This window comes from Labedaea rhizosphaerae (assembly GCF_004362825.1).
In the GTDB taxonomy this organism is placed as follows: Bacteria; Actinomycetota; Actinomycetes; order Mycobacteriales; family Pseudonocardiaceae; genus Labedaea; species Labedaea rhizosphaerae.
The window spans coordinates 16,827-29,506 of record NZ_SNXZ01000004.1 but is presented as its reverse complement, the minus strand read 5'-3'; the positions used below and the strand labels follow the sequence as shown (position 1 = coordinate 29,506).

Here is a 12,680-nt window from a genome sequence, read left to right as displayed (position 1 = left end):
GCGGCCGCGCCGTCGGTCAAGTCCAACGGTCCGAGCGCGACGAACGAATCCGTATTGCCCGCCGACTGAGCCGCCGCACCCGGACCATTGACACAGGACCATTTGACAGAGGGGTCATTGACACAGGGCTGTTCGCACCGCGGCGACAATGAGGGCTGAATGTCGGAAATCCACGCGATCAGGGTTTGTGTGGCAGGGGTCGGCATCGGCGCCGTTGCGGGATCCGGGAAACTGACTGCGCCACATTGTTGGCTCGCTTCGGCGAACCGCACCGGGCATGCCGACCGGGTGGCCATACTGGGGACGACCAAACGTGATCTGGGCCGGTCAGGTGGGAGCGGCGGATGCGGGTTCGGCGACGAGGGCCGGTGGCGCGTGCCCGTGCGCGCCGGTGGCCGCTCGGCGTCGGGCTGACCGTCACGTCGAGGACCAGGCCGCGGGTCAGACGCGGGGCCGGTGTGGTGCTGCCGCTCGTGCTGCTCGCCGCCTGCGACAGCAGCGTCGCCGGGCAGGCCGGCGTCGGCGCGCCGCCGCCGCCGACCACCGCGCAGGTGGCCGGGCAGTCGCTGACCGACCTCGCCGAGGCCGGTGCGTTGCACGTGACCGGCGGGCTCACCACGTTGTCGGGCGACAAGGTGACCGTGGACCTGCGGGTGGCGAGCACCGGCGAGGCGCTGGGCACGCTCACCGTCAACGGGCAGCGGGCCAAGGTCGTGCTGCTCAGCAAGACGCCTTACCTGAACGGGCCCGCCGCTTTCTGGGCCGCTTTGCCTGGTATCCCGGACGCGAAGTCCACAGTGGTCGCCGACCGCTGGGTGAGCGTGCCGCCCGCGCTGCTCGGCGTCCAGATCGAGGACCTGTTCAGCCCACCCGCGCTCGCCCAGCTGCTCGCCGACGGCCCGGCTCCCACCGCGCAGCAGCCGCCGGAGGCCAACCGGCGCCAGAAGGTCGGCGGGGTGGACGCGCTCGCCATCGACCTGAGCGCCGGTACCGAGTTCGTGACCCCGACCGCGCCCCACCGGGTGGTCGGCGCCAAGCTCGCTTCGGTGGGCCAGGCCGGCCCGTCGGCCGCCCGCGACCTCGACCTCGCCTTCACCGACGCGACCGCCGCGCTCCCCAGCCTCTACCGCGACGTCGACGGGCAGGCGGCCACCCTCGCGGCCCCGGTCGACCTGATCACGCCCGTCGAGGAGGGCTCGCACCGTTTCGCCGAGTGCGGGCAGGCGAGTTGTGCGGTGATCGTCGACCTGACCAACGGCGCCAAGGTCGCCGTGCGGGTGTCGGTGTCGGCCGACTGGATCGGCGACGGCAAGCCGCTCGGCCGCTGCGACACCCAGACCGGTCTGGTGGCCCCCGGCGAGCAGATCAGCGCCACCTGCACGATCACCTCACCCCAGTGGACGGCGTTCTACCAGAACGCGCACTCGGTGCCCGGTCAGCACCCGTACCGCGCCGAGTGGTCGGCGGTGAGCCTGGCCGACCCGCCCGACCGCAAGGCCGTGCACGCGCACGCCACCGCCAAGGCGCCCGCCAAGCCGGCCAAGAACGGTGCGTACGTGGTCTACGCCATCGACCACGCCAAGGGCGGCCACGCGCGGGACATGTGGAAGTACGGCGTCGTGGCCAGCGGGTACTGGCGGGACCAGGCCGCGCAGCAGCTGGACGCGTGCCAGTCCGCGACCGGCCGGATGTGCGCGTTCCACCAGGTCACCACGGCCAACGACGCCCCTACCGCCTATGCGGCGCAGCAGCAGCTGATCGCCGACTACCGTGCGTCGGCCAAGCGTTGCCCCGCAGGCCAGGCTGTGGCCTGCGATCAGAAGTAGTGCCACTGTGTAGTTGACAAGGTACGTTCCGTGTTCGACCAGTGTGCCACAACCTCGAACGCACGTTCGTCACTCGATCAGGTGAAACGGCTCAGTCGGCGATCCGCGCCGCCGCCAGCTTCCCCGAGAGCACCACCGGCGGGATCCCCACGCCCGGCGTCGTCCCGCACCCGGCGAGGACGACGTTCTCCGCGCCCCGCACCAGGTTCCGTGGCCGGAACGGCCCGGTCTGGGCGAACGTGTGGGCCAGCGAGAACGGCGTCCCGGCGCCCATCCCGCGCGCGGCCCAGTCCGCGGGCGTGACCACCTCGTGCACCTCGGCGTCGCCGATCCCGCTGAGCCCGCGCCCGGCCAGCGTGCGCAGCAATTCGTCGCGGTAAGCCGGGCCGACGCGTGGCCAGTCGATCCGGCCGGTCGCCAGGTTCGGGCACGGTGCCAGCACCGAGAGCGGTCGGCCGCCGCCGGGGCGCGGATCGGTCGCGGCCGGATTGGTCACCAGCAACGACGGGTCGGTCATCAGGGAACCGCTGGTGATCTCCGAGAACGTCCGGTCCCACGCCTGGCCGAAGAAGATCGTGTGGTGGTCCAGCGCCGGCCACTCGTGATCCACCGTCAGGTGCATCACCACCGCCGACGGCGACCAGCGCAGTCCCACCGGGCGCCGCGGTGTCAGGCCCAGCAAGCGATACGCGGCAGGCAGGTCCGCGGTCACCACCACGGCATCGCACGGGATCCGTTGCCCCGTCGACGTTCGCACCGCACGCACCCGCCCGCCGACCCGCTCCAGCCAGGCCGCCGTCGTCGCGTACCGCACGTCGGCCCCGGCCTCGACCGCCGCGTCCGCGAGTGCCGAGGCCACCGTTCCCATGCCGCCCTTGGGGTAGTAGACCCCGGCGACCGTGTCCATGTACGCGATCACGGCGTACGCGGCGAGCGCGCGCTGCGGCGGCACGCCCGCGTACAACGACTGGAACGAGAACAACCGCCGCAGCCGCTCATCGGGCAGGAACCGGGCGATCGCCGGGCTCAGCCGGCCGAACCCGCCGAGCGCGACCAGCCGGGCCAGCTGCGGGCCGAGCAGGTCGAGCGGGCTGTCGAAGTTGGTCGCGATGAACCGATCCCGTTGCGCCACATAGAGTTTGGTCAGCCACTGGCGCAGCCGCAGGTAGCCATCGGCGTCGCGTGGTCCGGCGAACCGGCGGATCTCCGCGGCCATCGCGTCGGCGTCGGTGTGCAACGCCAGCGTCTCCCCGTCGGCGAAATGGGCCCGGTACGCGGGGTGCAACGGGACGAGGTCGACCCGCCCGGCCAGCTTCGCGCCGACCGCGTTGAGGGCGTCGTCGAGGTACTCGGGCATGGTCAGCACCGTGGCGCCGGTGTCGACCCGCTGCCCGCCCACGAAGGAACTCGCGGCGCGCCCGCCGGGCCCGTCGGCCGCCTCGAGCAACGTCACGGACCGACCGGCGCCCAGCAGGTGCAGCGTGGCGGAGAGCCCGGCGAGCCCGGCGCCGATCACCACAACGTGGTCGGTGCGTCCCGGCACCGTGCGCATCAGTACGACCGGCGGGTCGCCGCGTCGGCGAGGGCCGCGAGCCGGTCCCCGGCGGGCGCGGCGAGTTCGGCCGACGCGAGCGCCTCCAGGGCGGTCCCGGTCAGCCGCTCGATGCGCGCCTCCACCTCGGCGACCGCGCCCAGGTCGACCAGCGCCTCGCGCACCCGGTCGAGGTCGTCGGCGGACAGCTTCGGGTTGCCGAGCGCCTCGTGGATCATCTCGACGGTCGCGTCCCGGCCGGCCTGCTCGGCGTTGGTGACGGCCACCGCGATCAGCAGCGTGCGCTTGCCCTCGCGCAGGTCGTCGCCCGCCGGTTTGCCGGTCACGGCCGTGTCGCCGAACATGCCGAGCAGGTCGTCACGCAGCTGGAACGCCACGCCGATGTCGCCGCCGAACGCCCGCAGCGCGCCGACCGTCCGCTCACCGGCCCCGGCGAGCGCCGCGCCGAGGTGCAGCGGGCGCTCCACGGTGTAGGCGGCGGTCTTGAGTCGGGCGACCCGCATGGCGGCCTCGGCCGGGGGCAGCGGCGCGCCGCCGTCGGACTGGGTGAGCACGTCCAGGTACTGCCCGGCGAGCATCTCCGCGCGCATCCCGCGCCACGCGGGGCCGGCGGCCAGCAGCTGAGCGGCGGTGAGCCCCGCCTCGGTGAACAGGTCGTCGGCCCACGCGAGCGCGAGGTCGCCGATGAGGATCGCGGCCGCGGCGCCGAACTTGTCGGGGTCGCCGTGCCAGCCGGCCGCCCGGTGCCGCCCGGCGAAGTCGACGTGCACGGTCGGCTTGCCCCGGCGCAACGCGGAGTCGTCCATGAGGTCGTCGTGCACCAGCGCGCAGCCCTGGATCAGCTCGAGCGCGCTGATCGCGGTCAGCACCTTCTCGGCTTCGGCGCCGTCGGCCGCGCCACCGGCGCCGCGCCAGCCCCACCAGGCGAAAGTCGGGCGGATGCGCTTGCCGCCGCCGAGCACGAAGTCGGCCAGCGCGTCCACGGCGTCGCCCGCCGACGGCTCCGCCGCCGTCAGCTGGGCACGCTTGGCCGCGAGGTACGTGGCCAGCACGTCCTGGACCGCGGTGGGCAACGTGTCGTCGATCGACTTCGGGTCGGACGCCGTGTGCACCCCTACATGGTCCGCCGTGTCGCCGATCACGGCCGACCGGGGGTCCGGTAACCCCGCCGACCGGTCCAGGGACGCCCGGCGGAGTTCGCGACCCGGCCATCCGCCGGAGCGAGCGTCCACCTTTCGGACGCTTGTCCCAGTTCCTGGACGCTCCGTTACCCTCGGGCCCATGACCTCCGTCCTCGAGCGCATTTCGGTGGGCAGGCCGGTGTTCTCGGTCGAGTTCTTCCCGCCGCGGGACGAGGCCGACCAGCAGATCCTCGGCCGGGCGATCCGTGAGCTCGAGTCGCTGGACCCGGCGTTCGTCTCGGTCACCTACGGCGCGGGTGGCAAGAGCCGGCGCGGCACCATCGAGGCGACCCGGCTGATCGCCGAGGAAACCACGATGACCCCGATGGCCCACCTGACCGCGGTGGACCACTCGGTGGCCGAGCTGCGCAACATGATCGGCTGGTACGCGGCCGTCGGCGTCCGCAACATCCTGGCCGTGCGCGGCGACCCGCCCGGCGACCCGTACGGCGACTGGATCGCCCACCCGCAGGGCCTCAACTACGCCGAGGACCTGGTGCGCCTGGTGCGTTCCCTGGGTGACTTCTGCGTCGGCGTGGCCGCGTTCCCCTACGGCCACCCGCGTTCGGCGGACCTGGACACCGACACCCGCCACCTGATCGCCAAGTTCCGCGCCGGCGCGCACTTCGCCATCGCCCAGCTGTTCTTCGAGCCGGACGACTTCCTGCGCCTGCGCGACCGCGTGGCCACTGTGGACCCGGACGCGCTGCTGCTGCCCAGCGTCATGCCGTTGACCACGGTCCGGACCCTGCACAAGACCGCGGAACTGGCCGGCGTCGACGTCCCCGCGTGGATTGCCGAGCGGATGGACCCGCTGGCCGGGGACCCGGCGGGCTTCCGGGCCGCGGGCATCGACCTGGTCACGAACCTCTGCGAACGCCTGCTGGCCGAAGGCGTGCCGGGGCTGCACTTCATCACGATGAACCGCTCGAAGGCCACCCGCGAAGTGGTGGCCCGCCTGGGGTTGCTCCCGACGCGGGCCTGACTACTGGACTTGGCGCAGGCTGACTCGCCGCGCGGCGTAAGCGAGGATCGCCACCAGCAGGGCCACGCCGATCGCGCTGGCCGCGACGATCATCACCCAGCGCGTCCACGAGCTCTGGCCCTTGGTCGAGTACTCGGCGGTCGCGGTGAACTCGGTGACCTCACCAGCCTTGGGCTTCCACGTGATCGCGCCGTCCTCGTCGATCCCGTCGGTCTTGGTCACCCGGCCGGGGAACGCGAGCTTGATCTGCACGTCGGCCTTGTCGGTGGGCAACCCGGTCAGGTCCACCGAACCCGACATGGTCACCAGGTCGCCGGAGCGGCGGAAGCTCATCTGGAAGTGCTGCGAGTTCGGGTTGATGCTCGAGCTGAGCTCACGCACCTCCTCGAAGGTGAGGTCGTGGAAGCTCAGCGTGTTGCCGACGTAACCGTCCACGTTGTACGCCTTGGTGCTGGTCCGCGCCTTCACGGCGTCCGGGATCTCCAGCTCCGGTCCCTGGTCCCCGGCGCGGGTCGGCTGCGCGGCGATCACGATCTCGCCGGACACGAGGTCGTTGGGCGACACCGCCATCGCCGCTCGTACCCGTACGCAGCCCGAGAGGCAGAGCATCGTCAGCACGCCGAGCACGAGAACGGACAGCCACCTGCGGGGTCGGGTTCGCACGCGTTCATCCTGCCAGCAGCGCGAAAAGGCCAGGGACGGCGCGCCGCGACGCGGGTAGGTTCGCGGCCATGCCAGAAGACCAGCACTCGGATCGCACCATCCACGCGCTCAGCGACGAGTTCGTCGGCCACTACGCCGCGCTCGACCCGCTCACCGCGACCGCCGTCGGCCTCCCGGGCCACGACGCGGAGATGACCGACTTCTCCCCGGAAGCGCTCGAACAGCGCGCGGAGCTCGGCCGGGCCGCCCTCGCCCGGATCACCGCCGCCACCCCCGCCGACGACGGCGAGCGGGTGGCCCAGGCCGTGTTCGCCGAGCGCATCGGGCTCGAGCTGGAGATCTACGACAGCGGCTGGGCGCACGCCGACATGAACGTCATCGGCAGCCCGGTGCACCACGTCCGGCAGATCTTCGACCTCATGCCCACCGAGACCGCCGACGACTGGGCCGTGATCGCCGGCCGCATGTCGGCGGTGTCCGACGCGGTCGACGGCGTCATCGAGTCGATGCGGTACGCGGCCGCGCGCGGCAAGGTGGTGGCGTTGCGCCAGGTCACCAAGGTCGCCGAGCAGTGCGACGTCTGGTCCGGGGCGAGTGACGAGAAGGCGTTCTTCGCCGCGCTGGCCGACCAGGCGAACACCGAGGACGAGGCGCTGCGCAAGAAGCTGACCGCCGCCGCTGGGGACGCCTCCGCCGCGTTCGCCCGGTTCGCGTCCTTCCTGCGGGACGAACTGGCCGCGAAGGCACCGGAGAAGGACGCGGTCGGCGAGGAGCGCTACCGCATGTGGTCGCGGCAGTTCCTCGGGTCCCGGCTGGACCTGCAGGAGGCCTACGAGTGGGGCTGGGCGGAGTTCAGCCGCATCGAGACCGAGATGAAGCAGGTCGCCGACCGGATCAAGTCGGGTGCGACGCTCAAGGAGGCGGCCGCGGCGCTCGACGCCGACCCGCGCTACCGCGTCACCGGCAAGGCCGGCCTCGAGCAGTGGATGCAGCAGCTCTCCGACGCGGCGCTCGCCGACCTGCGCGGCACCCACTTCGACCTGCCCGACGAGCTCATGAAGCTCGAATGCCTGGTCGCGCCGCCCGGCGGGGGCGTCGGCGCGTACTACACCGGGCCCAACGACGACTTCTCCCGGCCGGGCCGGATGTGGTGGTCGGTCGAACCGGGCCGCGAGGACTTCTCGACCTGGCGCGAGGTCTCGACCGTCTACCACGAGGGCGTTCCCGGCCACCACCTGCAGATCGCGACCGCGGTGTACGAGCGGGAGCGGCTCAACGACTTCCAGCGGATGCTGTGCTGGGTCTCCGGGCACGGCGAGGGCTGGGCGCTCTACGCGGAGCGGCTGATGCGCGAGCTCGGCTACCTCGAGGACGACGCGAACCTCTTCGGCATGCTCGACGCCCACCTGTTCCGGGCCGGGCGCGTCATCGTCGACCTCGGCATGCACCTGGAGCTGGAGATCCCGCGGGGCACCGGGTTCCACGAGGGCGAGCGGTGGACCCCGGAGCTGGGCCTGGAGTTCATGCTGAACCGGACGATCACCGACCCGGCGCAGGTCACCGACGAGATCGACCGCTACCTCGGCTGGCCGGGCCAGGCGCCCGCGTACAAGCTGGGGGAGCGGCTGTGGCTGCAGGCCCGCGAGGAGGCACGCGCCCGCCACGGCGCCGCGTTCGACCTCAAGACCTTCCACCAGCAGGCGCTGGCGCTGGGTTCGATGGGCCTGGACACGCTGCGCGAGCAGCTCGCCCGGCTCTGAGCGGTCGCGGCGCGCGACCGTCCGGCACCGGCCCTCAGGCCAGCGGCAGGGTCGCCCCGAGCACGCCGAACAGGCGCGGGTCGCCGCTGAACTGGTAGTCGCGCAACACGTCGACGAAGCCGACCCGCCGGTAGAGCCGCCACGCCCTGGACGGTCCTTCCGGCGTCGACAGCAACACCCGGCCCTCGGTGGCACCGGCGAGCAACGCACGCAGCAGGTTCTCGCCGGTGCCCCGGCCTTGCCGGTCGGGGCGCACGTGCAACTCGGTGAGCTCGAAGTAGTCGAGCGTCCACTGGTCGGCCGCGGCCGGGCCGGAGCGTTCGATCAGGCCCCGGCGCACCTGCTCGTGCCACCACTGCCCGGGTGAGCCGCGGTAGCCGTAGGCGATGCCGGCGAGGTTGCCGTTCGGGTCGAACGCGCCGATGCAGCGCCAGCCCGTGCGCATCATGTGCGCCAGCCACATCGGCGCGCGTTGCTCCGCGGTGCCCTTCGGGTAGCGCATCGCGGTCACATACAAGTCCAGCGCCTCGGACAGCCGCGCGCGGAGATCCTGCGCGGACAGCTCAGCGAGGCGGTCGGGGCTGGAGGACTCGGCCGCGGTCACGAAGGAAGATGATCCTCCTCCGCCGCGACGTCCGCAGCCGTGCCCCCGGTCAACGCGACCAGCTCGGCGAACGTGGTCGGGAACACCGACTTCGGGTGCCCCGCCGCGGCCCAGACCTCCGGGTAGGTCGCGAGGTGGTTGTCCACCACCGTGCGCACCGGTTCGGGGTGGCCGACCGGCGCGACGCCGCCGATCGGCTGACCCGTGTGCTCCCGCACGAACTCCGCTCGCGCCTTGGTGACCTTGTCGGCGCCGGCCAGCGCGGCGAGGCGGCCGGTGTCCGCGCGGTGCGCCCCGGAAGTCAAGGCCAGCAACGGTTCCGTGTGGCCGTCGGCGAAGTGCGCGACGAACACGAGGCTGTTGGCGATCGCGCCGACCTCGATGCCGAGCGCCTGCGCGGCCAGCGCCGCCGTGCGCGCCTCGTCGTCCAGGATCCGGATCCGGTCGGCGCCGTCGGTGACGCCCGCCTCACGCAGGATCGCGGCGACCTTGCTGACAGAAGGGTGGTCGAAACTGCTCACCCGACCATCAGATCACGCCGCGACCACGTGGCGCCTCCGGCTTTCCCGCGCGAGCGCGCCCATCCTGGTCATGCTCACCAGGTGCAGCCCGATGGCCAGCGGCACGGCGGCCAGCGGGATCAGGACGAGCGGCAGCGTGCTGACCAGTTCGCTGGACGGGCTCACGGCGAGGATCTGACCCTGGCCGACCCCGGTCAGAAGACCCAGCGCCAAAGCGACGACCAGGTCGAGCAGGCCGACGATGTTGAGCCACAGCACGCGGCCGCTGCGGATGGCGAACGGCGCGGCCAGCCCGGTGACGATGTCGCCGATGCCCGCCGGCAGCGCGAACGCGGCGGGGATTCGGCCCATGGCCATCGCGATCAGGAACACCACGCCCACGACCCGCAGCACTTGGGGCCACGCCAGCAGGCGCAGCGCTCCGGGATCGGCGAGGATCGCGCGGGCGGCCGGGCGCCTGCTCGCGGCGACCACGATGACCACCCCGAGGACGACCGCGACCGGGATCCAGGGCTGGGGCTGGGTCGGCGGCAGGTGGAACAGCCCGGCGGCCGCCAACGCCCAGATGAGCGCGGTCCACGCGGCCCACGCGACGCCTGCCAGCACGGCGATGCGCCGTGCGTCCGGGCCTGATCTGCCGACGACCAGGGCGCCGCGGTAGAGCGCCGCGCAGGTCACGGCCGGGATGCCAAGCGCTCCCACGAGCACGAGCAACCAGATGGAGAACGGCATCGGAGTCCCTCCTCTTGTGAACATGACGTCCGATGCTGAACACTCTGTTCGGTTCTGCCGTAGGGGTTCAACAACCAAAACCGGCGGGGTGTGCGGTTCCGGACAGTTGCCGCGAAGTGTTCGGGAGGCGTTGTGGTCCAACAGGATCGCCGGGTGCGACGGACCCGCCGGGGGCTGCAGGAGGCGCTCTTCGCGCTGATCTTCGAGAAGGGCTACGACCGGGTCACCGTGCAGGACGTGCTGGACCGCGCCGACGTCGGCCGGTCGACCTTCTACACGCACTTCCGGGACAAGGAAGCGTTGCTGCTCGCGGCGTTCGACGCGCTCAGCGAGGACCTTCGTGGGGAACTCGGCGCGGTGGCCTCGGATCCGGCGCGGCCCGCCGAGGCCTTGTTCCGCTTCGCCTACGAGCGGCAGCCGGCGTTCCGGGCGTTGTGCGGCAAGCAAGGCGGCGAGGTCGTCCAGCGCCACCTGCGGCGGATGCTGACCGAACTGCTCATGGCGCAGTTGTGCCTGGGCAAGCCCGTGGTGCCGGCCGAGGTGGTCGTCGAGTTCTGCACCAGCACGACGCTCGGTCTGCTGGGCTGGGCGGTCGACAACGGCTTCCCGCACGACGCCGCGTGGCTGGCCGCGGCGTACCGCCGGCTGGTCGAGCCGGGGGTACGGGCGGTGCTTCGTCCGGCCTGATCAGGGTCACCCGGGTGTGGGTTGAGCCCGCTCTGGCGACGAGTTATGCTGGACTTGTTCGAACAGATGTTCGAGCTAGTCGCCTGGCGGTGGGGTGGGGGAAGCGCCTCACCGCCAGGCCCGCCGGCTCCCCACGGCGAGCGCATGCGTGGCACCCCCAGCATGCCTGACCCGACCGCCAGGAGGCCGCGATGTCCACCACACTCGACTTCCCCGCACCCACGCTCGGCGCCGGTCGGCGGTACGTACCGTTCCCCGGCGACAGCGAGTCCGCGGGAGCCCTGCTCGCCCAGGCCGAACGGGGCCTGGCCGACGCCGAACTCGAGCGTGACGCCGGGCAGCGGTTCGCCGCCGCGTACCTGTCCGCGCTGCGGGCCGCGGCCGCCATGCTCGCGTTGCGTGGTCGCCCGCACCGGGGGCGGGCGCGGCCGACCAGCGTGTGGACGCTGCTGTCGTCGGTGGCCCCCGAGTTCGGCGAGTGGGCCGCGTTCTTCGCCGCCGGTTCGGCGACCCGGGCGCGCGTGCAGGCGGGCATCACCCGGCACGTCACCGCGCGGGCGGCCGACGACCTCGTCCGGCAGGCCGGGCAGTTCATCGAACTGGTGGGCCGTGCCGTGCACGGCTCATCGACATGACCCCGCGGCTGGACCACGAGCAGCTGTTGCAGGTGCTGGCGATCGAGGCAGGCGTGCTCGCCGGCGTGGCGAGCGACGCGCCCTCGCGCGCCCGCGTGCCGCACTGCCCGGGGCTGACGCTGGGCGAGACGGTGCGGCACCTCGGTGCGTTGTACCGGGCGTCGCTGTCGTGGATCACCACCGGGCGCAAGCCGGTCGAGTGGCAGCGGGAGCCGGGGCCGGACCAGTCGTTGCTGGAGTTCTACCGGATCGGTCTGCGTGACGTGATGACCGAACTCGCCGCGCACGACCCCGCCGACCCGTGCGCCTCGTGGTCCAAGGACAAGACGTACGGGTTCTGGATCCGCCGGCTCGCGCACGAGACGACCGTGCACCGCATCGACGTGCAGGGCGCGGCGGGGCTCCCGATCGCCGCGGTCGACGACGACGTCGCGCTCGACGGTGCCGACGAGGTGCTGACCGAGTGGTTCGTGTCCAAGCTGCGCGTGCTGGGCATCCGCAACACGCAAGACGCCGTGTTGACGGTGCGCTGCGAAGGCGTGGACGGCGGTTGGATGGTGCGGGCGCCGCGTGGCGTGGACACCGCGGCGTGGTGGATGCCGGACCTCGACCACGCCCGCGAGTCGGTCAACGGCACGGTCGTCGGACGCAATCCGCAGGCGTTGTACCTGTGGTTGTGGGGTCGCAAGAGCCCATGGGGTGACCCGCAGCCCGATGGCCGGCGGGACCTGACGTTCACCGGCATGGACGCGGTCGGCCAGCTGTGGGCGTTGCTGCGGTTGGCGACGCGCTGAGTGTCGGTGGTCCCGGCTACCGTCCGGGACATGCTGGTCAACGTCGTTGTCGATGCCGCTTCGCCTGCGCACCTCGCCGAGTTCTGGTCGGAGATGCTGTCCGGCTGGTTCGTGCGCGAGGAGCCCGAAGGCGAGGTCGACGTCGTGGCGCCGTCCGCTGACGGCGCGACGTTGGACCTGGTCTTCGTCCCGGTCGCTTCGCCGAAGCGCGGTAAGAACCGCGTGCACCTGGACCTGGCGAGCAACGGCCCGGAACACCAGGCGGAGCTGGTGGACCGGGCGTTGACGGCGGGCGCCACCCACGTCGACATCGGCCAGGGCGACGTGCCGTGGGTGGTGCTCGCGGACCCGGAAGGCAACGAGTTCTGCGTGCTCGAGCACCGGGCCGTTTATGCGGGATCCGGTCGCCTGGCCTCGATCGTCATGGACACGCCGGACCCGGCGGCCCTGGCCCCGTTCTGGGCGACGGCGACGGGGTGGGAGGTCGTTCGCGCGGAGCCGCGGTTTGCGTCGCTGCGTGCCCCGGACGGGCGGGGGCCGTGGCTGGAACTGTTACGCACCAACGATCCCAAGGTGGGGAAGAACCGGGTCCACCTGGATGTGCGTGGCGTTGAGGTGGAGCGGTTGGTGGGGTTGGGAGCAGGTCGGGTGGATGTCGGGCAGGGCGATGTGCCGTGGGCGGTGTTGGAAGATCCGCAGGGCAACGAGTTCTGCATTCTTTGACCGGTTGCCACCGCTGG

13 protein-coding genes are annotated in these 12,680 nt (G+C 72.2%); 7 read left to right on the top strand and 6 right to left on the bottom strand.

Features of this window, described 5'->3' with window-relative positions:
- Positions 1 to 368: 368 nt before the first annotated feature.
- The gene (locus EV186_RS22800; protein ID WP_133851448.1) at positions 369 to 1,826 is read left to right on the top strand and encodes a hypothetical protein; all 1,458 of its coding nucleotides are present in this window, start codon (positions 369 to 371) and stop codon (positions 1,824 to 1,826) included.
- A gap of 91 nt (positions 1,827 to 1,917) precedes the next feature.
- Here EV186_RS22800 and crtI read toward each other — a convergent pair whose 3' ends face one another.
- Positions 1,918 to 3,378, bottom strand: a complete 1,461-nt coding sequence (gene crtI / locus EV186_RS22795) for a phytoene desaturase family protein (RefSeq protein WP_133851447.1) — start codon at positions 3,376 to 3,378, stop codon at positions 1,918 to 1,920.
- Positions 3,378 to 4,490, bottom strand: a complete 1,113-nt coding sequence (locus EV186_RS22790) for a polyprenyl synthetase family protein (protein ID WP_424983193.1) — start codon at positions 4,488 to 4,490, stop codon at positions 3,378 to 3,380. The genes crtI and EV186_RS22790 overlap by 1 nt, the downstream gene beginning before the upstream one ends.
- A 169-nt stretch (positions 4,491 to 4,659) precedes the next feature.
- Here EV186_RS22790 and EV186_RS22785 point away from each other — a divergent pair, with 169 nt between their 5' ends.
- Positions 4,660 to 5,544, top strand: coding sequence for a methylenetetrahydrofolate reductase (locus EV186_RS22785; protein WP_133851445.1), 885 nt, complete (start codon positions 4,660 to 4,662; stop codon positions 5,542 to 5,544).
- Here EV186_RS22785 and EV186_RS22780 read toward each other — a convergent pair whose 3' ends face one another.
- Complete coding sequence (locus tag EV186_RS22780; protein ID WP_243754218.1) at positions 5,545 to 6,207, bottom strand: DUF3153 domain-containing protein; 663 nt, start codon at positions 6,205 to 6,207, stop codon at positions 5,545 to 5,547. It abuts the gene before it with no gap.
- Positions 6,208 to 6,275: 68 nt separating this feature from the next.
- Here EV186_RS22780 and EV186_RS22775 point away from each other — a divergent pair, with 68 nt between their 5' ends.
- The gene (locus EV186_RS22775) at positions 6,276 to 7,967 is read left to right on the top strand and encodes a DUF885 domain-containing protein (protein WP_133851444.1); all 1,692 of its coding nucleotides are present in this window, start codon (positions 6,276 to 6,278) and stop codon (positions 7,965 to 7,967) included.
- Positions 7,968 to 8,001: 34 nt separating this feature from the next.
- Here the strand turns inward: EV186_RS22775 and EV186_RS22770 are convergent, their stop codons facing one another.
- From EV186_RS22770 to EV186_RS22760, 3 genes are read right to left on the bottom strand one after another with little or no spacing between them, the layout of a single operon-like run.
- Positions 8,002 to 8,571: a GNAT family N-acetyltransferase gene (locus EV186_RS22770; RefSeq protein ID WP_133851443.1), complete on the bottom strand. Its 570-nt coding sequence runs from the start codon at positions 8,569 to 8,571 to the stop codon at positions 8,002 to 8,004.
- Entirely contained in the window at positions 8,568 to 9,092 is a 525-nt protein-coding gene (locus EV186_RS22765) for a YbaK/EbsC family protein (protein ID WP_133851442.1), read from the bottom strand. The genes EV186_RS22770 and EV186_RS22765 overlap by 4 nt, the downstream gene beginning before the upstream one ends.
- A gap of 12 nt (positions 9,093 to 9,104) precedes the next feature.
- Positions 9,105 to 9,824, bottom strand: coding sequence for a hypothetical protein (locus EV186_RS22760; protein WP_133851441.1), 720 nt, complete (start codon positions 9,822 to 9,824; stop codon positions 9,105 to 9,107).
- 153 nt (positions 9,825 to 9,977) lie between these two features.
- On the opposite strand from EV186_RS22760, the gene EV186_RS22755 reads away from it, so the two are divergent.
- From EV186_RS22755 to EV186_RS22740, 4 genes are all read left to right on the top strand, one after another.
- Positions 9,978 to 10,511: a TetR/AcrR family transcriptional regulator gene (locus EV186_RS22755; RefSeq protein WP_243754217.1), complete on the top strand. Its 534-nt coding sequence runs from the start codon at positions 9,978 to 9,980 to the stop codon at positions 10,509 to 10,511.
- 191 nt (positions 10,512 to 10,702) lie between these two features.
- Positions 10,703 to 11,146: an SAV_6107 family HEPN domain-containing protein gene (locus EV186_RS22750; RefSeq protein WP_166659288.1), complete on the top strand. Its 444-nt coding sequence runs from the start codon at positions 10,703 to 10,705 to the stop codon at positions 11,144 to 11,146.
- Positions 11,143 to 11,940, top strand: a complete 798-nt coding sequence (locus tag EV186_RS22745) for a maleylpyruvate isomerase N-terminal domain-containing protein (protein WP_133851439.1) — start codon at positions 11,143 to 11,145, stop codon at positions 11,938 to 11,940. Before EV186_RS22750 ends, EV186_RS22745 begins: the two co-directional genes overlap by 4 nt.
- Before the next feature lie 30 nt (positions 11,941 to 11,970).
- Positions 11,971 to 12,663 carry a VOC family protein gene (locus tag EV186_RS22740; RefSeq protein ID WP_133851438.1) on the top strand — a complete coding sequence of 231 codons (693 nt, stop codon included), beginning with the start codon at positions 11,971 to 11,973 and terminating at the stop codon, positions 12,661 to 12,663.
- Positions 12,664 to 12,680 lie beyond the last annotated feature (17 nt).